23 protein-coding genes are annotated in these 26258 nt (G+C 65.4%); 16 read left to right on the top strand and 7 right to left on the bottom strand.

Going from position 1 to position 26258, the window contains the following annotated elements:
- The first annotated feature begins 102 nt into the window (after positions 1 to 102).
- The 8 genes from aceE to AOT87_RS05510 all read left to right on the top strand — a co-directional run bounded on the left by aceE (position 103) and on the right by AOT87_RS05510 (position 9723).
- On the top strand, positions 103 to 2901 hold the full coding sequence (gene aceE, locus AOT87_RS05545; RefSeq protein ID WP_057968467.1) for a pyruvate dehydrogenase (acetyl-transferring), homodimeric type: 2799 nt from the start codon (positions 103 to 105) through the stop codon (positions 2899 to 2901).
- Positions 2902 to 2952: 51 nt separating this feature from the next.
- Entirely contained in the window at positions 2953 to 4233 is a 1281-nt protein-coding gene (locus AOT87_RS05540; protein ID WP_030095373.1) for a PucR family transcriptional regulator, read from the top strand.
- A gap of 159 nt (positions 4234 to 4392) precedes the next feature.
- Positions 4393 to 5301 carry an ACP S-malonyltransferase gene (locus AOT87_RS05535; RefSeq protein ID WP_081343181.1) on the top strand — a complete coding sequence of 303 codons (909 nt, stop codon included), beginning with the start codon at positions 4393 to 4395 and terminating at the stop codon, positions 5299 to 5301.
- Positions 5302 to 5427: 126 nt separating this feature from the next.
- Positions 5428 to 5727: a meromycolate extension acyl carrier protein AcpM gene (acpM, locus tag AOT87_RS05530; protein WP_030095371.1), complete on the top strand. Its 300-nt coding sequence runs from the start codon at positions 5428 to 5430 to the stop codon at positions 5725 to 5727.
- A gap of 5 nt (positions 5728 to 5732) precedes the next feature.
- The gene (kasA, locus tag AOT87_RS05525; protein ID WP_030095370.1) at positions 5733 to 6986 is read left to right on the top strand and encodes a 3-oxoacyl-ACP synthase KasA; all 1254 of its coding nucleotides are present in this window, start codon (positions 5733 to 5735) and stop codon (positions 6984 to 6986) included.
- 18 nt (positions 6987 to 7004) lie between these two features.
- Positions 7005 to 8426 carry a carboxyl transferase domain-containing protein gene (locus tag AOT87_RS05520; RefSeq protein ID WP_057968468.1) on the top strand — a complete coding sequence of 474 codons (1422 nt, stop codon included), beginning with the start codon at positions 7005 to 7007 and terminating at the stop codon, positions 8424 to 8426.
- Positions 8423 to 9256, top strand: coding sequence for an alpha/beta fold hydrolase (locus AOT87_RS05515; RefSeq protein WP_057964053.1), 834 nt, complete (start codon positions 8423 to 8425; stop codon positions 9254 to 9256). The genes AOT87_RS05520 and AOT87_RS05515 overlap by 4 nt, the downstream gene beginning before the upstream one ends.
- Positions 9257 to 9315: 59 nt before the next feature.
- Positions 9316 to 9723 carry a hypothetical protein gene (locus AOT87_RS05510; protein ID WP_057968469.1) on the top strand — a complete coding sequence of 136 codons (408 nt, stop codon included), beginning with the start codon at positions 9316 to 9318 and terminating at the stop codon, positions 9721 to 9723.
- Positions 9724 to 9726: 3 nt separating this feature from the next.
- Here the strand turns inward: AOT87_RS05510 and AOT87_RS05505 are convergent, their stop codons facing one another.
- Positions 9727 to 10257, bottom strand: coding sequence for a DUF3145 domain-containing protein (locus AOT87_RS05505; RefSeq protein WP_057968470.1), 531 nt, complete (start codon positions 10255 to 10257; stop codon positions 9727 to 9729).
- A gap of 178 nt (positions 10258 to 10435) precedes the next feature.
- Positions 10436 to 11254, bottom strand: a complete 819-nt coding sequence (locus AOT87_RS05500) for a serine hydrolase domain-containing protein (RefSeq protein WP_057968471.1) — start codon at positions 11252 to 11254, stop codon at positions 10436 to 10438.
- A gap of 24 nt (positions 11255 to 11278) precedes the next feature.
- Between AOT87_RS05500 and AOT87_RS05495 the strand changes: the two genes are divergently transcribed.
- Positions 11279 to 12367, top strand: coding sequence for an S-(hydroxymethyl)mycothiol dehydrogenase (locus AOT87_RS05495; protein ID WP_044104408.1), 1089 nt, complete (start codon positions 11279 to 11281; stop codon positions 12365 to 12367).
- Between the two features lie 7 nt (positions 12368 to 12374).
- On the opposite strand, the gene AOT87_RS05490 is transcribed toward AOT87_RS05495, so the two are convergent.
- Positions 12375 to 13439, bottom strand: a complete 1065-nt coding sequence (locus tag AOT87_RS05490; protein ID WP_057968472.1) for a GGDEF domain-containing protein — start codon at positions 13437 to 13439, stop codon at positions 12375 to 12377.
- 74 nt (positions 13440 to 13513) lie between these two features.
- On the opposite strand from AOT87_RS05490, the gene AOT87_RS05485 reads away from it, so the two are divergent.
- A complete protein-coding gene (locus AOT87_RS05485; protein ID WP_057968473.1) occupies positions 13514 to 14887 on the top strand; it encodes a styrene monooxygenase/indole monooxygenase family protein in 1374 nt (457 codons plus the stop codon).
- Here the strand turns inward: AOT87_RS05485 and AOT87_RS05480 are convergent.
- The gene (locus AOT87_RS05480) at positions 14884 to 16092 is read right to left on the bottom strand and encodes a lipid-transfer protein (protein WP_057968474.1); all 1209 of its coding nucleotides are present in this window, start codon (positions 16090 to 16092) and stop codon (positions 14884 to 14886) included. The genes AOT87_RS05485 and AOT87_RS05480 overlap by 4 nt on opposite strands.
- A 22-nt stretch (positions 16093 to 16114) precedes the next feature.
- Complete coding sequence (locus tag AOT87_RS05475; RefSeq protein WP_057968475.1) at positions 16115 to 17275, bottom strand: acyl-CoA dehydrogenase family protein; 1161 nt, start codon at positions 17273 to 17275, stop codon at positions 16115 to 16117.
- A gap of 81 nt (positions 17276 to 17356) precedes the next feature.
- On the opposite strand from AOT87_RS05475, the gene AOT87_RS05470 reads away from it, so the two are divergent.
- The 3 genes from AOT87_RS05470 to AOT87_RS05460 all read left to right on the top strand — a co-directional run bounded on the left by AOT87_RS05470 (position 17357) and on the right by AOT87_RS05460 (position 20178).
- Positions 17357 to 17941, top strand: coding sequence for a TetR/AcrR family transcriptional regulator (locus AOT87_RS05470; protein ID WP_057968476.1), 585 nt, complete (start codon positions 17357 to 17359; stop codon positions 17939 to 17941).
- Between the two features lie 29 nt (positions 17942 to 17970).
- Complete coding sequence (locus AOT87_RS05465) at positions 17971 to 18591, top strand: TetR/AcrR family transcriptional regulator (protein ID WP_052399495.1); 621 nt, start codon at positions 17971 to 17973, stop codon at positions 18589 to 18591.
- A gap of 96 nt (positions 18592 to 18687) precedes the next feature.
- Positions 18688 to 20178: a carotenoid oxygenase family protein gene (locus AOT87_RS05460; protein ID WP_057968477.1), complete on the top strand. Its 1491-nt coding sequence runs from the start codon at positions 18688 to 18690 to the stop codon at positions 20176 to 20178.
- Here the strand turns inward: AOT87_RS05460 and AOT87_RS05455 are convergent.
- A complete protein-coding gene (locus AOT87_RS05455) occupies positions 20175 to 20687 on the bottom strand; it encodes a MarR family transcriptional regulator (protein ID WP_057964130.1) in 513 nt (170 codons plus the stop codon). The genes AOT87_RS05460 and AOT87_RS05455 overlap by 4 nt on opposite strands.
- A 92-nt stretch (positions 20688 to 20779) precedes the next feature.
- Here AOT87_RS05455 and AOT87_RS05450 point away from each other — a divergent pair, with 92 nt between their 5' ends.
- Genes AOT87_RS05450 through AOT87_RS05440 form a run of 3 tightly spaced genes read left to right on the top strand, consistent with a single transcriptional unit; the run spans position 20780 to position 24965 of the window.
- A complete protein-coding gene (locus AOT87_RS05450; RefSeq protein ID WP_057968478.1) occupies positions 20780 to 21757 on the top strand; it encodes a zinc-binding alcohol dehydrogenase family protein in 978 nt (325 codons plus the stop codon).
- A 57-nt stretch (positions 21758 to 21814) separates the two neighbouring features.
- Positions 21815 to 24298 (top strand): glycogen/starch/alpha-glucan phosphorylase, encoded by a 2484-nt coding sequence (locus AOT87_RS05445; RefSeq protein ID WP_057968479.1) that lies wholly within the window; start codon positions 21815 to 21817, stop codon positions 24296 to 24298.
- Between the two features lie 31 nt (positions 24299 to 24329).
- Positions 24330 to 24965, top strand: coding sequence for an isochorismatase family cysteine hydrolase (locus tag AOT87_RS05440; RefSeq protein WP_057968480.1), 636 nt, complete (start codon positions 24330 to 24332; stop codon positions 24963 to 24965).
- A 131-nt stretch (positions 24966 to 25096) separates the two neighbouring features.
- Here AOT87_RS05440 and AOT87_RS05435 read toward each other — a convergent pair whose 3' ends face one another.
- Positions 25097 to 26236 (bottom strand): acyl-CoA dehydrogenase family protein, encoded by a 1140-nt coding sequence (locus tag AOT87_RS05435; protein ID WP_057968481.1) that lies wholly within the window; start codon positions 26234 to 26236, stop codon positions 25097 to 25099.
- Positions 26237 to 26258: the final 22 nt, after the last annotated feature.

Below are 26258 nucleotides of genomic sequence, written 5' to 3'. Positions count from 1 at the left end.
GACTGGACCAGACTCGCTAGTAGCAAGTGACTTGCGGCACGATGGGAGTACCGATCTGATTGTGACTGAGATCTGCACCCCCACCCCTAAGGAGCAGAAAAGTTGACCACGGAGTTCGCTCGCCAAGACCTGGCCGGAAATTCAAGTGCGGCAAGTCCATCCGAGAACACAGGGCGCGTTCGGGTGATCCGCGAAGGTGTGGCGTCGTACTTGCCCGATATCGACCCGGACGAGACGACCGAGTGGCTGGAGTCGTTTGACGGTCTGCTGGCCCGCTCGGGTCCCGCCCGGGCGCGGTACCTGATGCTGCGGCTGCTGGAGCGGGCGAATGCCGGTCGGGTGGCCATCCCGGCGTTGACGTCCACCGACTACGTGAACACCATCGCCACCGAGAATGAGCCCTGGTTCCCCGGCGACGAGGACACCGAACGCCGCTTCCGCGCGTGGATCCGCTGGAACGCCGCGATCATGGTGCACCGCGCGCAGCGGCCAGGGGTCGGTGTGGGCGGGCATATTTCGACCTACGCCTCCTCGGCGGCCCTCTACGAGGTCGGTTTCAACCACTTCTTCCGCGGCAACGCCCACCCGGGCGGCGGCGACCAGATCTTCATCCAGGGCCACGCCTCCCCCGGCATCTACGCCCGCGCCTTCCTGGAAGGCCGGTTGACCACCGATCAGCTCGACGGGTTCCGGCAGGAGAAGAGCCACCCCGGCGGCGGCCTGCCGTCTTACCCGCACCCGCGCCTCATGCCCGATTTCTGGCAATTCCCAACGGTTTCCATGGGCCTGGGCCCGATGAACGCGATCATGCAGGCACGGTTCAACCACTACCTGCGCGACCGCGGCATCAAGGACACCTCCGATCAGCGGGTGTGGGCCTTCCTCGGCGACGGCGAGATGGACGAGCCCGAATCGCGCGGCCTGGCGCATATCGCCGCGACCGAGGGCCTGGACAACCTGACGTTCGTCGTCAACTGCAACCTGCAGCGCCTGGACGGTCCGGTGCGCGGCAACGGCAAGATCATCCAGGAGCTGGAGTCCTTCTTCCGCGGCGCCGGCTGGAACGTCATCAAGGTCGTCTGGGGCCGCGAATGGGATGCCCTGCTGCACGCCGATCGTGACGGCGCGCTGGTGAATCTGATGAACACCACCGCCGACGGCGACTACCAGACCTACAAGGCCAACGACGGCGCCTACGTCCGCGAACACTTCTTCGGGCGCGATCCGCGCACCAAGGAGCTGGTGAAAGACCTTAGCGACGCCCAGGTTTGGAATCTCAAGCGCGGCGGTCACGACTATCGCAAGGTGTACGCCGCGTACCGGGCGGCCACCGAGCACAAGGGCCAGCCGACGGTCATCCTGGCCAAGACCATCAAGGGCTACACCCTGGGCAAGCACTTCGAGGGCCGCAACGCCACCCACCAGATGAAGAAGCTGACCCTCGACGACCTCAAGGACTTCCGCGACAAGCAGCGGATCCCGATCTCGGATGCGCAGCTCGAAGAGAACCCGTACCTGCCGCCGTACTACCACCCAGGCCCGGAGGCTCCCGAGATCCGCTACATGCTCGACCGGCGCCGCGCGCTGGGCGGATTCGTGCCCTCGCGACGCACCAAGTCGCGTCCGCTCACCCTGCCGGGCTCGGAGGTCTACGCCTCGGTGAAGAAGGGCTCGGGCAAGCAGGAAGTCGCCACCACCATGGCGCTGGTGCGCACCTTCAAGGAACTGTTGCGCGACAAGAACATTGGTAGCCGCATCGTCCCGATCATCCCCGACGAGGCACGCACGTTCGGCATGGATTCCTGGTTCCCGTCGCTGAAGATCTACAACCGCAACGGCCAGCTGTACACCGCGGTGGATGCCGATCTGATGCTGGCCTACAAGGAAAGCGCGCAGGGGCAGATCCTGCACGAGGGCATCAACGAGGCCGGTTCCACCGCCTCGTTCACCGCGGTGGGCACGTCGTACTCGACCCACGACGAGCCGATGATCCCGCTGTACATCTTCTATTCGATGTTCGGTTTCCAGCGCACCGGCGACGGCCTGTGGGCCGCGGCCGATCAGATGGCACGCGGGTTCGTCCTGGGCGCCACGGCGGGGCGCACCACGCTGACCGGCGAGGGGCTGCAGCACGCCGATGGCCACTCGCTGCTGCTGGCCAGCACCAATCCCGCTGTGGTGGCTTACGATCCGGCATTCGCCTACGAAATCGCCCATATCGTCGAGCACGGCCTGCAGCGGATGTACGGCGAGAACAGCGAGAACGTGTACTTCTACATCACGCTGTACAACGAACCGTATGTGCAGCCGGCCGAGCCGGAGAACGTCGATGTCGAGGGCATCCTGCGCGGTATCTACAAGTTCCGCGTGGCGCCCGAGGCGCGCACGCATCAGGCGCAGATCCTCGCCTCCGGGGTATCGCTGCCCGACGCGCTGCGCGCGGCAGATCTGCTGGCCGAACAGTGGGACGTGGCGGCCGACGTGTGGTCGGTGACGTCCTGGGGTGAACTCAACCGCGACGGCCTGGCCATTGATCACCAGGCGCTGCGCCACCCGGACCGTCCCAAGGCCGTCCCGTACGTGACGAAGGCGCTGGAGGGCGCCCAGGGTCCCAAGGTCGCGGTCTCGGACTGGATGCACGCGGTGCCCGAGCAGATCCGGCCCTGGGTGCCGGGAACGTACCGGACCCTCGGGGCCGATGGGTTCGGCATTTCCGACACCCGCCCGGCCGCACGCCGGTACTTCAACACCGATGCCGAGTCTGTCGTCGTCGCGGTACTCGAGGCACTGGCCGACGAGGGTGCCGTTGACCGCGAGGTCGCCGTGCGGGCTGCCGCGCAGTACAAGATCGACGACGTGTCGGCCGCCGACGTCTCGTATAAGGACACCGGGAGCGCCTAACTTCGCCGAATTTGGCGGTTTCCCACTAGGAATCCGGGGTACCTTTTAGGGATGCCCGACAATTCGGCGACCTCTCCTCGCGGATTTCGCGCGGCCCGCAAGCCGCGCGAAAGGGCCGAGGTGCCCGAGGCGCTCCTGCACCGGATCAAGCAGTACTCCGGTCGGCTCTCGACCGAAGCCGTCCATGTCATGGAAGAGCGCCTGCCCTTCTTCACCGACCTGGAGGCCTCGCAGCGCTCCAGCGTCGCGCTGGTGGTCCAGACGGCGATCAACAACTTCGTCGAGTGGATACGCGACCCCGAGGGCACCGTCGGCTTCACCATGCAGGCCTTCGAGGTGGTCCCCCAGGACCTCGCCAAACGCCTGGCACTGCGCCATTCCGTCGACATGGTGCGCACCGCCATGGAGTTTTTCGAAGAGGTGTTGCCCCTGCTTGCCCGCAATGACGAGCAGCTGGTGACGCTGACCGAGGGCATCTTGCGGTACAGCCGCGATCTCGCATTCGGGGCGGCCAGCGTGTACGCGGAAGCCGCCGAGACCCGCGGAGCCTGGGACTCCCGCCTGGAGGCGACGGTGGTCGACGCGGTGGTACGCGGCGACACCGGACCGGACATGCTGTCCCGGGCGGCCGCACTCAACTGGGACACCACCGCACCGGCAACAGTCATCGTCGGCACTCCCCGGCCGGAAATCATCGCCAACGCAACCACATTGGTCCATGAGGTCGCGCAACGGCACGGTCGCGGGGCACTTGCCGTCATCCAGGGCACCCGGTTGCTCACCATCGCGTCGGGTCCGATCACGGCCCACAACAAGTTCATGGTCGATCTGTTGACGGTCTTCGCCGACGGTCCGGTGGTCATCGGGCCCACGGCGGGCACGCTCAGCGCCTCACACACCAGCGCCGTGGAGGCGCTCTCGGGGATGGATGCGGTGTCGGGGTGGCGGGGCGCGCCCCGTCCGGTGTCCTCGCGCGAGCTGCTGCCCGAACGGGCGCTGCTGGGCGACAAGGCCGCCATCGCGGCCCTCAATACAGAAGTGATGCGCCCGCTCGGCGATGCCGGCCCGGCCCTCACCGAAACTCTCGACGCCTACTTAGATTCCGGGGGCGCGATCGAGGCGTGCGCACGCGCACTGTTTGTTCACCCAAATACTGTGCGCTATCGACTTAAGCGAATCACCGATTTCACCGGTAGGGACCCAACGTCCCCGCGTGATGCCTATGTGTTGCGTGTCGCGGCAACCGTCGGCAGACTGGCTCAGGAGCACGCCGAGGTGTTCACTCCTGAACCAGGAATCACACCAGTCACAATCAACGTCATTAAGGCTTAGACGGGTTACTCGCTGGTCACCTGCGAGGTCCCACATTGCGAGACGGTATAGATCGGGTCGCAACGGATGCTTTTTTGTAGGCATCCCACAAATACTTAAGACAAGATTCATTTTCTCTTACACGGCGCAAACGGCCCTTCACAGTGTTCTCTTAAATACGTGATTGCGCTGCTCGCTCCCGGACAGGGATCCCAGACTCCCGGCATGCTGACACCGTGGCTCGAATTGCCCGGTGCCACCGACCAGGTTGAGCAGTGGTCGAAGGCCAGCGGACTCGATCTGGTGCGCCTGGGAACCACCGCCACCGCCGAGGAGATCACCGATACCTCGATCACTCAGCCGTTGGTCGTCGCACTGACCCTGCTGGCCTACGACGAGCTGACCAAGCGCGGCCACCTCAACGCCAAGACCACCGTGGTCGCCGGCCACTCCGTTGGCGAGATCGCCGCCTACGCCATCGCCGGGGTCATCTCCGCCGACGAAGCCGTCGCTCTGGCCGCCACCCGTGGCGCCGAGATGGCCAAGGCGTGCGCGCTGGACCCGACCGGTATGTCCGCCGTGCTGGGCGGTGATGAGGCCGAGGTGCTGGAGCGCCTGGAGGCCCTGGAGCTGATCCCCGCCAACCGCAACGCCGCCGGACAGATCGTCGCCGCCGGCCGCATCACCGCACTGGAGAAGCTGGCCGAGGATCCCCCGGCCAAGGCGCGCGTGCGCCAGCTCGCCACCGCCGGTGCCTTCCACACCCACTTCATGGCTCCCGCACAGGAGGCGTACGCCGCCGCAGCGGCCGCGATCCTCCCGTCTGAGCCGGTCACCACCTTGCTGTCCAACTTCGATGGCACCCCCGTCACCTCCGGCGTCGACGCCATGGAGAAGCTGGTCAACCAGCTCACCTCCCCGGTGCGCTGGGATCTGTGCACCGAATACTTCAAGACCGCGGACGTGCAGGCCGTTGTGGAGCTGCCGCCCTCAGGCGCACTGGCCGGCATCGCGAAGCGTGAGATGCGTGGCGTCACCAACCAGGCCCTGAAATCCCTCGAAGACCTCGACGCCCTGGCCGAGCTGTAAGCGGCCAAACCACCAATAAGTAGTACCCAGGATGGGCGGGCAGCGCCGCCCACTCATCCCGTTTCACAACACAGAGTTCACCCCAGGGCTGCACCCGCAGTCCACAACACCGAAGGGAGCCACCGAGTGGCCACCGCAGAAGAAAAAGATCGCATCGTCGCCGGTCTCGCCGAGATCATCGAAGAGGTCACCGGTATCGAGCCCTCCGAGGTCACCCTCGAGAAGTCGTTCGTCGACGACCTGGACATCGACTCGCTGTCGATGGTTGAGATCGCCGTCCAGACCGAGGACAAGTACGGCGTGAAGATCCCCGATGAGGATCTGGCCGGTCTGCGGACCGTTGGCGATGTCGTCAACTACATCGAGAAGCTCGAGCAGGAAAACCCCGAGGCCGCAGCCAACATCCGCGCGCAGCTGGAGGGCTAGGACTAGTGACAACCCCTTCCACTGCCAACGGTGGCTTCCCCAACGTCGTTGTGACGGCTCTCGCCGCAACGACATCTATCGCGCCTGACATCGAGGGCACGTGGAAGGGATTGATCGCCGGGGAGAGCGGCATCGAGGTTCTCGAAGACGAATTCGTCGAGAAGTTCGGTCTGCCCGTGTGGATCGGTGGGCACCTCAAGGAGCCCATCGACAACCACATGACCCGGTTGGAGCTTCGCCGGATGGCCTACGTGCAGCGCATGGCGCTGCTCGTAGGCCGTCAGGTGTGGCAGAACGCCGGCACGCCCGATGACATCGACAAGGACCGCCTTGGCGTCGTCATCGGTACCGGGCTCGGCGGTGGCGAGCGCATCGTCGAAACCTACGACACCATGAATGAGCATGGCATTCGCAAGGTTTCGCCGCTCGCCGTCCAGATGTGCATGCCCAACGGTGCCGCCGCGGTGGTGGGCCTGGAGATCGGCGCCCGCGCGGGTGTCATCACGCCGGTGTCGGCGTGTTCCTCCGGCTCCGAGGCCATCGCGCACGCGTGGCGCCAGATCGTGATGGGCGATGCCGACATGGTCGTCTGCGGTGGCGTGGAGGGCATGATCGAAGCCCTGCCGATCGCCGCGTTCTCCATGATGCGCGCCATGTCGACCCGAAATGATGAGCCGGAGAAGGCTTCTCGTCCTTTCGACAAGGACCGCGACGGATTCGTGTTCGGCGAGGCCGGCGCGCTCATGGTCATCGAGACCGAAGAGCACGCCAAGGCTCGTGGCGCGCAGATCCTGGCCCGCATCATGGGCGCCGGCATCACCTCCGACGCGTACCACATGGTGGCCCCGGGCCCCGATGGGGTGCGCGCCGGTGCCGCGATGACCCGCGCAATTCAGACAGCTGGCTTGTCCCCCAAGGACATTGACCACATCAACGCGCACGGCACGGCCACCCCGATCGGCGATGTCGCCGAGGCCAACGCCATCCACGTCGCCGGTGTGCAGCATGCCGCGGTGTATGCGCCCAAGTCGGCGCTCGGCCACTCGATTGGCGCCGTCGGCGCTCTGGAATCGGTGCTCACCGTGCTCGCACTGCGCGACGGCGTTATCCCGCCGACGCTCAATCTTGACAACCTTGATCCCGAAATCGACCTGGATGTCGTTGCGGGAGAGCCGCGTCACGGGGATTTTAAATACGCAATCAATAACTCGTTCGGATTCGGCGGGCACAACGTTGCGCTTGCCTTTGGCAAGTACTAAGCACCAGAGAGGCTCAAGATGACGATCCTGGCTCCCGAGGCCATCGACGAATCGCTCGATCCGCGCGATCCGTTGCTCCGGCTGAGCACGTTCTTCGATGACGGCACCGTCGAGTTGCTACACGAGCGTGACCGCTCGGGTGTGCTGGCCGCCGGTGGCACGGTCAATGGAGTCAGGACCATCGCCTTCTGCACCGATGGCACCGTCATGGGCGGCGCCATGGGTATCGAGGGCTGCCGCCACATCGTCAACGCTTACGACACCGCCATCGAGGAGCAGAGCCCGATTGTGGGTATCTGGCACTCCGGCGGTGCCCGTCTGGCCGAAGGGGTTTCGGCCCTGCACGCCGTCGGGCTGGTCTTCGAGGCCATGATCCGCGCCTCGGGGTACATCCCGCAGATCTCGATCGTCGTCGGCTTCGCCGCCGGCGGTGCGGCGTACGGCCCGGCACTGACCGACGTCATCATCATGGCGCCGGAGAGCCGCGTGTTCGTCACCGGACCCGACGTGGTCCGCAGCGTCACCGGCGAGGACGTCGACATGGCCACCCTGGGTGGCCCCGAGGCCCACCACAAGAAGTCGGGTGTGTGCCACATCGTCGCCGACGATGAACTGGACGCCTACGCGCGTGGTCGCAAGCTGGTCGGGTTCTTCTGCCAGCAGGGCGTTTTCGACCGCAACCGCGCCGAGGCCGATCACACCGATCTGCGCGCGCTGCTGCCCGAGTCGGCCAAGCGCGCCTACGACGTGCACCCGATCGTCAACGCGCTGCTCGACGCCGACGACCCGTTCGAGGAGTTCCAGGGCAAGTGGGCACCGTCGATGGTCATCGGCCTGGGCCGCCTGGCCGGGCGAAGCGTCGGCGTGCTGGCCAACAACCCACTGCGTCTGGGTGGCTGCCTGAACTCCGAAAGTGCCGAGAAGGCAGCGCGTTTCGTGCGCCTGTGCAACGCCTTCGGCATTCCGCTGATCGTGCTCGTGGACGTGCCGGGTTACCTGCCCGGTGTGGGCCAGGAGTGGGGCGGCGTGGTGCGCCGCGGCGCCAAGCTGCTGCACGCGTTCGGTGAGGCCACCGTTCCGCGCGTCACGCTGGTGACCCGCAAGATCTACGGTGGCGCCTACATCGCCATGAACTCCCGCTCGCTGGGCGCCACCAAGGTGTTCGCCTGGCCGGACGCCGAGGTCGCCGTCATGGGCGCCAAGGCCGCCGTGGGCATCCTGCACAAAAAGCAGCTGGCCGCCGCCCCCGAAGAGGAGCGCGAGGCCCTGCATGAGGAGCTGGCCCTCGAGCACGAGCGGATCGCCGGTGGCGTGGATCGCGCCATCGAGATCGGCGTCGTCGACGAGGAGATCGAGCCGTCGCAGACCCGCGCGGTGCTGACCCGCGCCCTCGCCGAGGCGCCCTCACGGCGCGGCCGGCACAAGAACATCCCGCTGTGACGGTCGGCACCACGGTCACGGTCGACGGACACCGGCTGGCATATCGCCAGTTCGGTTCCGGGGACCGCGTTGTGGTGCTGTCCCACGCCTTCCTCACCTCGCACTATCTGGAACACGCCTGGGCCAAGGAATTGGCCGAGCGCGGTTTCCGGGTGATCTGCCTGGACCTGCTCGGCACCACCGCCGATGAGCGCCCGCTCGAGCCGGACCGCTACAACTCACAAGCCTTGGGCCGCCAGCTCATCGGCGCCCTGGATGCCCTGGGCATCGAGCGCGCGGTGCTCGGTGGCACCTCCGTCGGCGCGAATATCTCGGTGGAGGCGGCGGCATTGGCACCCGAGCGGGTGGCCGGGCTGCTGCTGGAGGGTCCGTTCCTGGAGAACGGCATCGGCGTCGCCGGGTACCTGTGGTCGGCCGGGCTCACCTTGTTCACTCTCGGTCGGCCGCTGGTGTGGCTGGTAGGCGCGGTGGCCCGATCGTTCCCCGAAACCGAGCAGCCCACCCTGGGTCTGATTCGCTCGTTCCTGACCGCTCCGCCGTCGCGCTCGGCGGCGTTCATGAAGGGCATGCTGGTGGGCCGCATGGCACCGCCACGCGCGGTACGGCGGGCCGTTGATGCGCCCACCATGATCCTCTCGCTCACCGCCGACCCGCTGCACCCGGCGGCCGACGCGCACAATCTCGCCATCGATATCGTTGGTGCGCAAGTAGTTTCGGCTGGAACGTTGGCTACCTTGCGGTTCTGGCCGCGCCGGGTGACACCCGCGATCGTGAGCTTCCTGGTGGAGACGTTCGGCATCGACGTCGCCACGCGACAAGCCGACGCCTAGCCATCCCCCTACTGTTAGAGTGACGTTTCATTCACATAATCGACAAGGGAGTCTGGGGAATGGCACTTCGGCGCAAGAAGGCACTCAAGTTGCTTGTCGACGGTCAGCCGACCGCGACGCTCGTCACGACTAAGGTCGGGCCGAGCCTGTTTCAGCGGCTGTCGGCGCTCATCGAGAATCTGGTGCGCCTGGGCGTTCGCCTCGCAGGTATCGGATTCCGGGCGGGCGGCGCCGGACTGGCAGCCACCGGTGTCGCGCATTTCATCGCGCCCCAGCCGTTCGAGTCTCTCTCCAAGGTCGCCTTCCCGGAGGACACCCGCCGCTGGGTCTACCAGAACGGTGTCACCGAGCTGCTGCTCGGCCTTGCGCTGGCGTTCCGGCGCACCCGCATCGTGGGCAGCCTCGGCGGCCTCGCCTACATCGGTTTCCTGGTGAGCCGTCTGATCGGTAACGCCAACAAGAGCTGAGGTTTAACCGACTCCGCGGAGCCAGGTGACCTCGGCGCCGTCGCCGCCGCTGCGGTACGGCTCCAACGCGTCATCCCACGCGGTGCCCAGCATGTTGTCGAGTTCGGCGGTGATGCTGCCGGGGTCGGCATCCATCAGACCGCGCAGCCGCATCTCGCTGACCATGATGTCGCCGTTGGCGCTTGTGCTGCCGCTCCACATGCCCAGCTGCGGGACATGGCTGAAGCGCTGTCCGTCCACGCCATCGCTGGCGTCCTCGGTGACTTCGAAGCGCAGCACGGGCCACGAGCGCAGGGCGTTGGCCAGGCGCGCACCCGTACCGACGGGGCCCACCCAGTTGGTGACGGCGCGCAGCTGCCCCGGCATGGCTGGTTGTGCCTGCCAGCGCAGCGAGACTTCCGCCGGGCGGCTCGATGAGATCGCCGACAGGGTCGACGACAAAGCCCACTCGACGTGCGGGCACACCGCAGCCGGAGAGGCATGGACATACACCACGCCGGTTGTCGAGTCGGCGAACTGAGGCGACGCGTGCATTCGTAGTGCTCCTTTGTCTTCGACGAGGACGTCTTCCCCAACGACTCGCGAAGCTTTCAGAGCGTGTTACCGAATTACACCAATGTGCCTTGTGACACCATTGTGCCCTGTGGTGCGCGTGTTGCGCCAGTCCCAGAGCCCAATTTGAGGTAACGGCTTCCTGAGAGTTTGAGAACCTCTACCCGAACTCGGCCAGCACGGCGTCGGAGAGCTGTGGCCACAGCTGGTTGGCCCAACCGTCGAAGGGCCTGTCGGTCAGCACGACGAGCGCCAGATCGGCAACCGGGTCCACCCACAAAAACGTGCCGGATTGCCCGAAGTGTCCGTAGGTGGCCGGTGAATTCTCGGCGCCGGTCCAGTGCGGAATCTTGGTGCTCTTGATCTCAAAGCCCAGCCCCCAGTCGTTGGGACGCTGCACGCCGTAACCGGGCAGCACCCCGTCCAATCCCGGGAAGACGACGTTCGTCGCACGCTGATGCGTCTCGACCGTGACGAGATGAGGGCGCAGCAGCTCGCCGGCAAAGGCCACCAGGTCCACGACGGTGGACGCTCCCCCGTACCCGGCGGTGTCGGCTCCGCCGGGCAACACCGTGTGCCCCATACCGAGCGGCTCGAATACCGCCTCGCGGAGGTATTGACCGAACTCGATGGTGGACCCGGCCTGCACCGTATGCGCCAGCACCGCGAAGCCATAGTTCGAATACACCCGGCGAGTACCGGGCTTGGCTATGACGGCTTCGGAGAGCATTGACAGCCCCGAGGCGTGCGCCAGCAGATGTTCGACGGTCGAACCGGGCGGACCGGCCGGCGTCGCAAGCTCCACGGCACCTTCCTCCAGCGCCACCTGTGCGGACCGGGCCACCAAGGGTTTGGTGACCGATGCGAGCGCGAATTGGTGCGTGACAGGGCCGGTTTGGGCCCTTATCCCCTCCGGCCCCACCACCGCGGCGGCGACGGTGGGTACTGGCCAATCGGCGACGAGGTCGAGGGCACCCATGCCTGGGACTGTAGCGTCTGACGCATGTCTCAAACTGTGCGCGGTGTGATCGCTCGGTCGGTGAAGGCTCCGGTGGAATTGGTGGACATCGTGGTTCCCGACCCCGGCCCCGGTGAGGTTGTGGTGAAGGTGCAGGCGTGCGGCGTCTGCCACACCGATCTGACCTACCGCGAGGGCGGTATCAACGACGAGTTCCCGTTCCTGTTGGGCCATGAGGCAGCCGGGATCGTGGAGACGGTCGGCGAGGGCGTCACCACTGTCGAGCCGGGCGATTTCGTGATCCTGAACTGGCGTGCGGTGTGCGGGGTGTGCCGGGCCTGCAAGCGCGGACGCCCGCAGTACTGCTTCGACACGTTCAACGCGACCCAGAAGATGACGTTGACCGACGGCACCGAGCTAACCCCCGCGCTGGGCATCGGCGCGTTCATCGAGAAGACGCTGGTGCACGCCGGTCAGTGCACCAAGGTCGACCCCACCGCCGATCCGGCCGTGGTGGGCCTGCTGGGGTGCGGTGTGATGGCCGGCTTGGGTGCCGCCGTCAACACCGGCAACGTCGGACGCGATGACTCGGTCGCGGTCATCGGATGCGGCGGGGTCGGGGACGCCGCGATCGCCGGGGCCAAGCTGGCCGGGGCACGCAAGATCATCGCCATCGACACCGACGACACCAAACTGGCCTGGGCCAAGGACTTCGGAGCCACCGACACCATCAACGCCCGCACGGTCGAGGATGTGGTGACCGCGGTGCAAGAACTCACCGGCGAGTTCGGTGCCGATGTCGTGATCGATGCGGTGGGCCGCCCGGAAACCTGGAAGCAGGCGTTCTACGCTCGCGATCTGGCGGGCACCGTCGTGCTGGTCGGGGTGCCCACCCCCGACATGAAACTCGAGATGCCGCTCATCGACTTCTTCTCCCGTGGTGGATCGCTGAAGTCCTCCTGGTACGGCGACTGCCTACCCGAACGGGACTTCCCCACCCTGGTCAGCCTGTACCAGCAGGGCCGCCTGCCCCTGGATCGCTTCGTCACCGAACGCATCAGCATCGGCGATATCGAAGAAGCCTTCGAGAAAATGCATCACGGGCAGGTGCTGCGCTCGGTGGTCGTGCTCTAACGGCGGATCAGTGCTGGGGATCTAACATCCCGCGCGAGCTTTTCACCTTGTATAGCTCGTAATCTGCCTGTTGGACAAGCGAATCCAGGTCAATTCCGCCTCCGGTTCGCGACTGCCAGGCCGCGCCAACGCTGACGCTCCACGAGTCGATGCCCGCGCGCGGCGTGCTCACGCGACGCACGGTGCTCTCGATGTCCTCGGCACGTCCGGGAAACGCGACGACCAGGAACTCGTCACCGCCGATGCGTGCGGCGATTTCGCCGACCCGCGTGCGCGCGGTAAGCATGGCTGCCACTGCCTTCAAGATCTCATCGCCGGCGCCGTGGCCGCGGGTGTCGTTGAGTTCCTTGAGTCCGTCCACATCCATCAGCACCACAACGACGTTGACGGCATCGATGCGGTCTTGGTGCAGCAGGTCGATCGCGGTGGTCACCCCCCGACGGTTCAACAGGCCCGTCAGCGGATCGCGGTTCGCCGAGACCGCCGCGGCCAGGATCGAGTCTCGGCCTCCTTCGAGAACCACTTGGATGATGGCCGGCATCAGCACCACCGCGGCCAGTGCGGGTGCACCGTAAGTGAACTGCGAGGACCAGGTCGCACCGTCGACCAGAATGTTCATGGTTACCAGCACGCCGAACAACGCCAGGGCGAAGCCACAGTGGATCACCAATGCGCGCCTACCCAGGAAAAATGTGGGAAGAAGCCCCACCAGGCTCAGGTATACGACCGCGGAAAGCCTGGCAGTCGGATCGGAAAATGTGGCTGCCGCTATCGCCAGGGTGACATCCGCCCAGATGACAAACGCGACCATGCCGCGCCGGCTCGGCCAGGGAAACATAATCCAACACAGGCCGACGATTACCGCTACGACGGCCGCGATGGCCTGAATACTGCGTGGCCACACACCCTGTGGGCCCAACGGAATGAACTGGGTAGCCCCAGCAAACAGCACGATCGAGAAGCACAGGACTCCGATGCCAACCTTGAGCTGCCTCAACTGCCCAGCGCCTCGGAGCGCATCGGTAACCAGCAGGTACTGAAACCCTGGTTCTAGCTGTTGCCGATTTTGCACACCCGATTATGGACCTTGCAATCACCATGAGCGGGTGCCTTTCGCACATAAGATCGCACGCCGATAGTGGCGGCATGACGACACGACATGGGCGCAAGGCGGCCATCATCGGCGCGGGACAGACTGGCGCCACGGCCGCATTGGGGCTGCTGGACAAGGGTTTTGACGTCACGATCTATAGCGACCGGGACCAGCGAAGTTTGCGTGAGGACGTGCCGGCCACCGGCACCGCACTGATATTCGGCGAGGCCCAACGTGCCGAGGCGAGCCTGGGGCTGACCAGCTACCTGGAGCCCGGGCCAACCTCCACCGGACTCAGCGTGCGCCTGGTCGACGGCAGCGAACCCGGCCGCCCCGAGGTCATCGCCTTCGATGCCGACTTCGACGGCGGCACGCAGGGTGTCGCCGTCGATACCCGACTCAAGGCCGATGATCGCCTCGTCCAGTTCCATGAGCGCGGCGGACGTCTGGTGGTGGAACAGGTGGATCCGGAAAGGCTCGACGCCATCGCGGGCGCCCACGACCTGACGCTGGTGGCAACCGGCCGCGGCGGGTTGTCCTCGCTGTTCCCGGTGGACGCTTCCCGCACGGTGTATGACCGTCCCCAGCGCCGGCTGTTGATGCTGACCGTTGCGGGTCTGGGACATGGGCCCGACGTCTTCGCACACCGGGGACCCGCCGGTGGACGCCACAGCGCGTTCTCGTTCATCACCGATCAGGGCGAGGCATGGTGGGGCCCCTACTTGCACAAGGATGCCGGACCGTCGTGGTCGTTCCTCACCTGGGCCAAACCCGGTAGCGAGTGGGAACGGCGCTACACCGCCGTCGACAGCGCCGCCTCCGCACTACAGGCCGTCACCGACGTGCATCGCGAGTACATCGACTGGGATCTCCCGGAGGTGTTGTCGCTCAATGTTATCGAGGAAGACCCGCATTCGTGGATCACCGGCGCCGTGACCCAGCTGGTGCGACACGGAGTGGGACACACCGCCAGCGGACATTCCGTGGCGGCACTCGGCGACACCGCGGTGGCCTATGACCCGATCGCAGGTCAGGGTGCGCAGGGTGGTCTGGTGCAGGCGGCCGCGCTGGTTCACAAGGCCGCCGCGCATGACGGGCCCTTCGACACCGCCTGGCTCACTGCGGCTTTCGAGGAGTTCTACGACCGGCGGGCACGTGCCGCGCAGCTGGTGACCCGGCTCTACCTCGGCGACGACGAGCTGCACGACTACGGCGATCTGTTCTTCGCGGCGGGCCACGTGCACGAGGGATTCGCGTCCAAACTCTTCAGCCTGCTCGATGATCCGAAGCCATTCGAGGCTGTGACCTCGATCGAGGCCGCCAAGGAACTCATCACCGAATGGGCAGGGGAACCCGCCGACGCCATCCTGGAACGGTTCTCCCCTGCCGGACGGTTCGCCCGATCCGGACTGGTGCGCGCCGCTTAACGCTGCGCTGGGCGGTACGCGGTCACCACCACCGAGCCGCCCAGCCCGATGTTGTGTTGCAGCGCCACACCATCCTTGGTGGCCGCGCCCGCGACCTGACGCTTGTCGGCCTGCCCGCGTAGCTGCCAGTTCAGTTCCGCGCATTGGGCCAGCCCGGTGGCACCCAGCGGATGCCCCTTGGAGATCAAGCCACCCGACGGGTTGACCACCCACTTGCCGCCAAAGGTGGTGTCCTCGTTGTCGATCAGCTTGCCGGCCTCCCCCTGCTCACAGAACCCGAGCGCCTCGTACACCAGGACCTCGTTGGCCGAGAAGCAGTCGTGCAACTCCACTACGTCGATATCCTCGGGGCAGATCTGCGCCTGCTCGTAGACGGCGGCGATGGCCGCCTTGTTCATGTGCGCGCCGACGATGCCCGCCGCGGTGCCGTCGAAGGTGTCGGCCCGGTCGGTGACGGTGGCCTGTCCGACGATCTCGACGGCTTGATCGGCGAGTCCGTGCTTGTCGACGAACTCCTCGCTGGCCACGATGGCTGCCGCCGACCCATCCGAGGTGGGCGAGCACTGCAGCTTGGTCAACGGCGCCACAATGATCCGCGACGACAGGATGTCTTCCAGCGAGTACTCGTCCTGAAACTGGCTGTACGGGTTGTTCACCGAGTGCTTGTGGTTCTTGTAGCCGATCCACGCCAACTGCTCGGCAGTCAGGCCGTACTCACGCATGTACTCCTCGGCGGCTGCGGCGAACATCCATGCTGTCATGGGCATCTGCGGCGGCGTCAGTTCACCGAGACGGTTGATCTGCGGCATCAAGGGTGACTCGCGATCGGTGTACTTCATGCTCAGCGAGCCACGTTCCATCTTCTCGAACCCGGCGGCCAGCACCACGTCCGATTGACCGCTCCGAATGGCGTTGGCCGCCATGAACAGTGCGGTCGACCCTGTCGAGCAGTTGCTGTTGACGTTATAGATCGGGATTCCGGTGTGGCCCAGCTCGTAGAGGGCGCGATGCCCGGAACACGAATCCCCGTAGACGTTTCCGACGAAGGCCTGCTCAATCTGTTCATAGCGCACCCCGGCATCATCGAGTGCCTTGGTTCCGCTCTCCTTCACCATGGCCGGGTAGTCCCAGCCCTCACGGCTTCCGGGCTTCTCAAACTTCGTCATGCCGACGCCGACCACGAAAACCTTGTTTTGCTGCTTCATTGCGGCTCCTTACCGTGCCGGGTCACAGAGACCGCGAGATGAGTTCTTTCATGATTTCGCTTGTGCCGCCGTAGATTTTGTTGACGCGTGCGGCGGCGTACGCACGGGCGATCGGGTACTCCATCATGTAGCCGTATCCGCCGAAGAACTGAACACACCGGTCGACCACCGCGACTCCCTTGTCGGTGGCCACCAGCTTGGCAATCGAAGCCGTTGCGGGATCGTTGACACCGTCGATGTAGTTCTGGATGCACCAGTCGACGGTTGTCTTGATGGACAGCACCTCGGCCTTCAACTCGGCCAGCTGAAACCTGGTGTTCTGAAACTTGATGAGCGGCTGGCCGAATGCCTGACGCTCCTTGGTGTACTTGATCGACTCCAGCACCGCGGCCTCGGCCATGCCGGCGTTCCCCGCCGCGATGATGAGGCGCTCACGCGCCAGCTGGGTCATGAGCTGGATGAACCCCTGTCCGTCTTCCTCGCCGAGCCGGTTGGCCACCGGCACCCGCATATCGCTGAAGAACAGCTCGCGGGTGTCCTGCCCGTGCTGCCCCACCTTCTCCAGCACCCGGCCGCGCTCGAATCCGGGTAAGTCCTTGGTCTCGGCGACAATGAGCGATATCCCCTTGGCCCCCTGGGACGGATCGGTCTTGGCCACGATCACCAGCAGGTCGCAATGGGTGCCGTTGGAAATGAACGTCTTCGAGCCATTGATCACATAGTGGTCGCCATCCCGGACGGCGCTGGTGCGCACCCCTTGCAGATCCGAACCCGTTCCGGGCTCGGTCATGGCGATGGCCAGCACCAGGTCGCCACTGATGATGCCGGGCATCCAGCGGTTCTTCTGCTCGGTGTTGCCGTAGGTGTTGATGTAGTGCGCCACGATCGGTGAGTGCACGCCCCAGCCCGTCGCGGTGTCCTGGGCCAGTGCCAGCTCCTCGGCGACCACCGCCGAAAAGCCGAAATCGCCTCCGGCGCCGCCGTATTCCTCGGGCAGGTCCAGGCCAAGCAGGCCGGCATCGCCCAGCTTGTTCCAGAACTCACGGTCAACCTGATGCTGGGCACTCCAGCGTTCCTGGTTGGGCGTGGACTCCTTGCGCAGGAACTCAGCAGCATGCTTGCGCAGGTCGCGGTGCGCATCGGTCTCCCAGGACGCGCGATAAGCCGGGAAAAGTACAGACATCTTTCAGTGACCTCCTCGTCGAGACAATACAAGTGTATCGTTTCAGATTCGTTTGTAAAGGGGTGCGGTACGATGAGGCTTATGGCAAACCCGCGCGCGACTGACGAGGACTTGACCGCGAAGGCGCGCATTCGCAATACCGCGCTGGATTTATACGCCCAGTACGGCGAGGAGCGAATTTCGTTGCGCGCGGTCGCATCCGCGGCCGGGGTGACGTTAGGGCTGGTGCAACACCATTTCAAGACCAAGGCCGGTCTGCGTCAGGCCGTCGATCAGCTGGTGGTCGACTACCACGTCGAAGCGTTGCGATCGGTCGACGAAGAGAAGGACCCGCGCAAGCTCGCCGCGGCCCGCGACGCCGCCGTCGTCGCGATGCTCAAGGCCAATCCCCCGATCGTGAACTACGTACGCCGGGCCGTGCTCGAGCCCTCCGAAGAACAGCTGAGCATGCTGACCGCGCTGATTCAGCTGACCCGCGACGAGGTGGCCACACTCCGCGAAGAGGGCATGGCCCCCACCGAACGCCCCGAATCCACTCAGGTTGTGTCCGTGATGGTTCGGCAGATGGGCGCACTGCTACTGCAGCCGCTGATCGACGCGGTATGGGACCGGCTGGAGCACGGAGACACCCCCAAACCCACGCTATCCATCAAAGTGCTCGACTAACCGCCGCCCCAAGCGGTTACGGTACTGCAGTGACGTCACGCAGCCCCGGCTATCGGCCCACCGATGACGAGCTACTCGATCTGGTGTTACCCGTTGTGGCCGAACAGGGTTGCGGAACAGTCACTATGGATCAGATAGTGGCGTCCGGCCAGGTGACCAAACAGACGCTCTACGCACATTTCGGCTCCAAGGACGGACTCCTCATCCGGCTCGTCGGGCGTGAAGCCAACCTGATGCGCGCGATCTTCGACGACGTGTCGATGCCCGAAAACCTCGACCTGAACGACCCGACAGCATCACTGAGCGCGGCCCTGGAGCCGTTCTTCAACCATGCGGCCGCTCGGCCCTTAGGCATGCAATTGCTGGCCGATTCCACGGCGCCCCGGGTTCCCGGGTTCGACGAACAGGTTCTCACCGACGCCGTGTCCCGCATCATGTCCATCTTCCAGCTCGGGGATCCGGCGCAGGACGAGGCCGCGGCGCATCGGCGCCTGCTGCTGGCGACCATGAGCGCACGGGCGATCATGTCGGGAGTGCTGACCGCGATCACCCACCACATCGACCCTGCGGTGGCGGTGCGCACGTGCGCCACCTTCATCATCGCGGGGGTCTCGGCCGCCTATCCGGCCGCACTGCCCACCGACTCGTAGCCACCGGATTCCATCCTTGCCATACCCATTCATTGGGTCTACCGTCGAGCTTGACTCTACGTTCTAGCTTCAATGATGCAGCCAAAGGATGTTGACATGGAAATAGATCTACTTTCGGACGAGCACGTGCTCCCGGTCGATCGGGAGACGACAGCAACCGGCCTCCAGGTCACCGGTGAGATACCGAAGTTCCTGAACGGACGTTACGTCCGGACCGGTCCCAATCCCCTTCCCGGGCAATATGACCCCAACAACTACTCGGTATTCGGTGCGACCGGCGACGGCATGGTGCACGGCGTGCGGCTGCGCGATGGCCGCGCCGAGTGGTACCGGAGCCGGTGGGTGCGCACACCGAAGGTATCCAGACTGCTCGGCGAGAAGCCGAAACCGGCCAACTATCGCGCCGGCGTGACGACCGTGTCCCCGCAGACCAACGTGTTTGGTTTCGCCAGCAAGACGATCGTCAGCGCCGAGGGCGGTCTGGCGCCCTATGAGCTCAACGATGACCTCGAGACCGTCGGAACCTGCGATTTCGGCCGCACGCTGGAAGGCGGATACACCGGTCATCCCAAGCTGGATCCGGTCACCGGCGAGTTGCATGCGGTCACCTACCAACTCGTCGGACCGGCGGTGGCGCGTTATGTGGTGATCGGCCCGGACGGCACGGTGCGCAAGAGTGTGCCCCTGGACGTGCCGGGCAGGCCATTGCTGCACGACATCGCCCTAAGCCAGAACTACGTGATGATCTTCGACTGCCCGCTGGTGATCGACCTCAACCTCCTGACGCGCAAGGTCGCACCCGCGTCGGCACCGCCGTTCATCACCCGGGTGGCGGCAGGGCTCCTCGGCCGGTTCGAGCCACCCGCGTTGCTCGGCCCGCTGGTGGCCCGCACACCCCTACCCAAGACCGCCGAGGTACCGCTGCGCTGGAAAGCCTCCCACCCCAGCCGAATTGGCGTGATACCCCGCCAGGGGCCCGCGACGGTGCGCTGGTTCGAGGTCGAACCCTGCTATGTGTTCCACACCCTCAACGCACACGAAGAGGACGGCACCATCGTCATCGACGCCTGCCGGATCACCGGACCCGAGGACGACTCGGAGTACAACATCGCCGACGTGCTGGGGACGGGACGCCCACGGCTGCACCGGTGGGAGGTCGACCTGGAGACCGGTGTGGTCAAGGAATCATGGACCGACGAACGGCTCCAGGAGTTCCCCATGGTCGACCCGCGCCGGGTCAGCCTGCCACACCGATATGGCTTCACCACGAGCGTCGGCGACACCGATATCGACACCTTGCAAAGCCTCGATGACGCCCGTGCCTCACTGATCCGTTACGACCTCACCGGCGGTGGCACCACCGAACACAAGCTGGAGGCCGGACACATACCCGGCGAGTTCTCGCCCGTGCCGCGTTCCGCGGATGCCGAGGAAGGCGACGGGGTGCTGATCGGATACGAGTATGACCGCAGCACTCAACTCAGCAACATGCTGATCGTCGACGCTCAGTCAATGGAAAAGATTGCGACCGTTCACCTTCCGGCGCGCATACCCTTCCAGTTCCACGGCAACTGGATCCCGGCCTAGCCCTCGGCCGCCACGATCCGCACGCCGTCCCTACCGGAGGCGAGTAGGTCCTGCAGCACCTTCTCGACGACCTGCAGATCGGCATTGCTGTAACGCTGCAAGAAGTCGCGCACACCATGCTCCATCTCCTCGTGCAAGGTGCTGTGCACGTCGACGACGATGCCGCCGTCGGCGGTCAGGATGAGCTCAATCTCCTTACGATTACCGGGAATCGGCACACGCTCAACCCAGCCCGCGTCCACCAGCCGCTGCACGTGCTTGGACACCGTGCCCTTGAGCTGGCCCGAGCGCGCCGCCAGACCCACCACACTCACCGGCCCCTCGGCAATCGCCGCCAGCAGATGTAGCGACAGCGTCGGCAGCGTTCTGACAAGGTGCTCCATCCGGTGCGGGCACCGCTGCGCCATGAAATCGCGTTCGGCATCGGAATCCTCGTCCGGTTCGAACTTGTCCCCCACCGCACCCACCAGCGTGTTGATACTGGTGATCAGCGCCGACTTGGTTTTCATGGAAACCATATTGCCATCCGGCAGCACGCACCGTACATTGTTCATATGGTTTCGATGGAAACCATTTCTACAGAAACTTTGAGGAGTGCGCCATGAAGGCAGCAGTCGTGCATGAATGGGGGCAGCAGCCCGCCTACACCGACTTCCCGGACCCGCAGCCCACCGACGGCACCGAGGTCGCCACCGTGGAGGCCTCGGCCCTGACCAACCTGACCCGGGCCGTCATCTCCGGAAAGCACTACAGCAGCAAGGAGATCAGCCTTCCCGCGATCGCCGGAGTCGACGGTGTCGCCCGGCTGGCCAACGGCAAGCGGGTGTACAGCGGATCGCTCGCACCGTACGGGATGATGGCCGAACGCACCGTCGTGTACCCGGCCGGTGCCGTCGAGGTGCCCGAGCACGTCGATTCGGTGATCGCCGCCGCGATCCCCAACCCGGGAATATCGGCCTGGTTAGCCCTGTCCCATGGCGCCGCCGTACAGCCCGGCCAGCACGTGCTCGTGCTCGGAGCCACTGGAGTGACCGGCTCGCTGGCGGTGCAGCTCGCGAAATCGGTGTTCGGCGCCGGGCACGTGACGGTCGCGGGCCGTAACGCCGAGCGGTTGGACTGGCTGCGCACGGTGGGAGCCGACGACGTCATCACGCTGGGCAGCGATGACCTCACCGAGAGCATCACCGCGCGGCACGCGGCGCGCCCGTTCGATGCGGTGCTGGATTACTTGTGGGGCTCCCCCGCCGAGCAGACCCTGAATGCGTTGGCGGCCAGTCACCCGTCGGCACACTTCCATGCCACCCGCTTCGTGCAGATCGGCGCGATGACCGGGGAGACAATCAGCGTGAATGCTTCCACCTTGCGCAGCACCGGCATCACGTTGTCCGGTGTCGGGATCGGCAGCGTGCCGCCCGAAGCCCTGATGCAGGCGCGCGCCGAGGCCTTGCCGAAGCTGTTCGCCATGGTCGACGGCGGTGACCTGCAGCTACAGACGCTGGCCCGGCCGCTGGCCGATATCGAGACCGTTTGGGCGGCAAAGGAGCCGTCCGGGGTGCGAGTGGTGGTCACTCCCCAGTAACCTGCCGGTCGCCTATTTCCGGTTTTCCCGTGCGCCATTCGATGGCACGGTGTTGACATGACGCACTCTGCCGAGCTTGACCATGACGAGCACTCCCGCACCGGCCTGAACGCCGACACTCTGCAGAGAGCCATCATCGATCATCTGCGGTACTCGATCGGGCGTCCGGCAAGCGTGCTCACCCCTGCGCACTACTACCGTGCCCTGGCGCTCGCGGTCCGAGATCGCATGCAGCAGCGCTGGATTGCCAGCATGCAGACCTACCTGGACCTGAGCCGCAAGGTGGCGGTGTATCTGTCGGCGGAGTTCCTGATGGGGCCGCAACTGGGCAACAACCTGCTGAACCTGCAGATCGAGCAGCAGGCTCGCGATGCCCTCTCGGCCCTGGGCCAGGACCTCGACGAGGTGCTCGAGTGCGAGGAAGAGCCGGGCCTGGGCAACGGCGGCCTGGGCCGGCTGGCGGCCTGCTACATGGACTCGCTGGCCACCCTGGATCGGCCCGCGATCGGCTACGGCATCCGGTACGAGTACGGGATCTTCGATCAGGAGATCCGCGACGGGTGGCAGGTCGAGAAGACCGACAACTGGCTCGACAACGGAAACCCTTGGGAAATCGCCAAACCCGACCTGAACTTCATCGTTGGGTGGGGCGGGCACACCGAGCAGTACCTGGACGAGGACGGAAACTTCCGGGCACGCTGGGTCCCGCAGCGCTTCCTCAAGGGCATCCCGTACGACACCCCCATCCAGGGCTACGGCGTGAACACCTGCAACACGCTGACGCTGTGGAGCGCCCGCGCCGTGCAATCCTTCGAGCTGGACGCCTTCAACGCGGGCGACTACTACAAGGCCGTCGAGGACGAGGTGTCCTCCGAAACCGTGACCAAGGTGCTCTACCCCAATGACGAACCCGAGGCCGGCAAGCGGCTGCGGCTGCTGCAGCAGCACTTCTTCGTCTCCTGCTCGCTGCAGCGTGTGCTGCACATCCTGGAGGATGTGGCCGAGCGCCCGGTCAACGAGCTCGCCGAGCAATTCGCCCTGCAGCTCAACGACACTCACCCGTCCATCGGCGTCGCGGAGTTGATGCGGCTGCTGGTCGACGAGCGCGGTCTGGGCTGGGACGAGGCCTGGGAGATCACGGTGGCGGCCTTCGGGTACACCAACCACACCCTGCTGCCCGAGGCGCTGGAAACGTGGCCGCTGGGACTGTTCGCCGAATCGCTGCCCCGGCACCTGGAGATCATCTACGAGATCAACCGCCGCTTCCTGGACGAGGTCCGCTCCCGCTTCCCCGGTGATGACGCCCGGGTGCGGCGCATGTCGCTCATCGGCGAGGAGGGCGGCAAGAGTGTGCGGATGGCGCACCTGGCCACCGTCGGGAGCCACGCCGTCAACGGAGTAGCCGCGCTGCATTCGGAGCTGCTCAAGGAGAGCGTGCTCAAGGACTTCTACGAGCTGTGGCCGCAGCGGTTCAGCAATAAGACCAACGGCGTGACGCCGCGCCGGTTCCTGGCGCTGGCCAACCCGGGCCTGCGCGAGCTGCTCGACGACGCCATCGGCGAGGGCTGGATCTCGGACCTGGAGCGGCTGCGCGAGCTGGAACCGTACGCCGAGGACTCGTCGTTCCGGATGCAGTGGCGAGAGGTCAAGCGCCTCAACAAGGCCCGGCTCGCCGAGTACGTGCTGGCGACCACCGGGGTGGATCTGGATCCCAACTGGATGTTCGACATCCAGGTCAAGCGAATCCACGAGTACAAACGCCAGCACCTCAACGTGCTGCACATCGTGACGCTGTACCACCGGCTCAAGCAGAACCCGGAGCTGCGTATCGCCCCGCGCACCTTCATCTTCGGCGGCAAGGCCGCGCCCGGATACTTCATGGCCAAGCGGATCATCAAGCTCATCAACGCGGTGGCCGAGACCGTCAACAACGACCCGCACGTCAGCCAGTTCCTCAAGGTGGCGTTCCTGCCCAACTTCAACGTCAAGAGCGCGCACCTGATCTATCCGGCAGCCGATCTCTCGGAGCAGATTTCGACGGCGGGCAAGGAAGCCTCGGGCACCGGCAACATGAAGTTCATGCTCAATGGGGCGCTGACCATTGGCACGCTCGACGGCGCCAACGTTGAGATGCGCGAGGAGGCCGGCCCCGAGAACTTCTTCTTGTTCGGGCTGACCGTGGACGAGGTGCAGCGCCTGGTGCACGAGGGATACCGGCCGGAGGACTTCGTCGAACTCAACGACGAACTCCGCGCCGTGCTGGATCTGATTGCCAGCGGCCATTTCTCGGGTGGAGATCCGTCGGTGTTCGCGCCGATCGTGGACTCGCTGCGTAGCCACGACCCGTTCCTGGTGCTGGCCGACTATTCCTCGTACATCGAATGCCAGCAGCGGGTGTCCGACGCCTGGCACGACGTGACGGCGTGGACGCGGATGTCGATCCTCAACACCGCACGCGGTGGCAAGTTCTCCTCGGACCGAGCCATCGCCGAGTACTGCGAGCAGATCTGGGGCGTGCAGCCGGTCACCGTGCAGGTGTAGGCCTGCCGGATTGGGCATCTAGTGTTGGGGAGTGACAAGCTTCGTCGCTCCCCAGTGGGACAGTTCGGCTTTGGTGGTCATCGATGTGCAGACGGAGTTCGTCTCCGGCGCCATGGCGGTGCCCGGGACTGCTGACCGAATTCCCGCGCTCGGTCGGCTGATCGCGGCCTTCCGCCAGGCCGGTCGGCCGATCGTGCACGTGGTGCGGCTCTATGTACCGGGCGGCACCGACACCGATCTGCCCCGTCGCGCAGACATTCTCGCCGGCCGCGAGGTGGCCGCACCCGGCACCGACGGTTCCCAGATCCCCATCGAGCTGCTGCCACACGATGCTCAACTGGACTCAGAGCTGCTGTTGGCAGGCGGGTTTCAGGAAGTCGGCCCCGCGGAGCACATTGTGTTCAAGCCCCGCTGGAGCGCCTTCTACCGGACCGAGCTGGAGCAGCACCTGCGTGACCGGGGTGTTTCGACCGTCGTGGTGGCGGGCTGCAATCTGCCGAACTGCCCGCGCGCCACGCTGTTCGACGCCTCCGAGCGGGATTACCGCGCGGTGCTCGTCGAGGATGCCACCTCGCAGGTCACGCCCGAGCGCCTGCACGATCTGACACTCATCGGAGTGAACGTCTCCGACGTGGCGTCGGTGGAACAGGAGCTGGCGCGGGTCTGAGGGCGCCCAGGGATTCCCGGGACATGCCGCTAGTGCCCGCGTCTATGCGACAACTTTCGCGGCGGTGCCGGTTTGTCGCATAGACGTGGGCACGTCGAAAAGCCTTTCTCCGACCGATTCCCCGCTCAGCCTCAGGAGAATCCGTCGATCTGGGAGAGCACCCGCATCATCACCTCGTCGGCACCGCCGCCGATACTGAGCAGACGCTGATCCCGGAAGAACCGCGATGTCCACGTCTCGGTCATGTACCCCATGCCGCCGTGCACCTGCAGGCACCAGTCACCGGCCTCGCGAACCAGCGGTCCGGCGGTGAGCTTGGCGATGGTGACCTTGCGGGTCACGTTCTCCCCCGCCATGTACCGGCCGGCGATGTCGCGGTTGTAGACCTCCAGCATGTCGGCCCGCGCGGCCAGCCCCGCGTACTGATAGGCCAGATGCTGATTCTTGGTCAGTGGCTTGCCAAACACGTGGCGCGCCAACGCGTATTCCTTGGTGCGCTGCAACGCCCTGTTCACGCTCGCGGGTATGCCGTAGGCACCGAACATGCGCTCCATGACGAACTGCGACATCTGCTGCTGGAACCCGCGGCCGATCTCGCCGATGGTGTTGGACACCGGCACCCGCACGTCGTCGAAGGTGATCAGACCGGTGTCGGAGGCGTGCATGCCCAGTTTGTCGAGCTTGCGCACCTGGTACCCGGGCGTCTTGGTGGGGACGATGATCTGGCTCATCCCCGCGTATCCGCCCTCATCGGAGGTGCGGGCCAGCACGCACAGCCAGTCGGCCTGAACCGAGTTGGTGATGAACATCTTTGAGCCATTGATCACCCAGTCGTCGCCGTCGCGGCGGGCGTGGGTCTTGATGCCGGCCACATCGGATCCGGCGTCGGGCTCGGTCACCGCGATCGCGGCGATCTGCTCGCCTTGCAGCGCCGGTGCCAGGAATTCGCGCTTGAGCTCATCGGTGCCGTGCTTGTGCAGCGAGGGCGTCGCCATCGCAATGTGCACTCCGAAGGCCATCGGGAAAGAGCCGTGATCCACCCGGCCCAGTTCCTCGGCCAGCACCAGCGTGAAGAGGTGATCGGCGCCCTGTCCACCGTATTCGGGGTCGTACTCGAGGCCGACCAGCCCCAGTTTGGCCATATCGGCGATCACGTCGTGCAGCGGCATCATCTGCTCGCGTTCCCACTCGTCGACGTGGGGGTTGATCTTCTCTTCGATGTACCGGCGGACGGTACTGCGGAAATCGTCGTGCTCGGACGAGAACGTCATCGGTCTCTCCTTCATGGGATGT

The sequence above is a fragment of the Mycobacteroides sp. H003 genome, from assembly GCF_001440135.1.
Lineage (GTDB): Bacteria > Actinomycetota > Actinomycetes > Mycobacteriales > Mycobacteriaceae > Mycobacterium > Mycobacterium gwanakae.
Note: the sequence above shows the minus strand (reverse complement) of the source record. Positions and strands in the feature narration are given on the sequence as shown.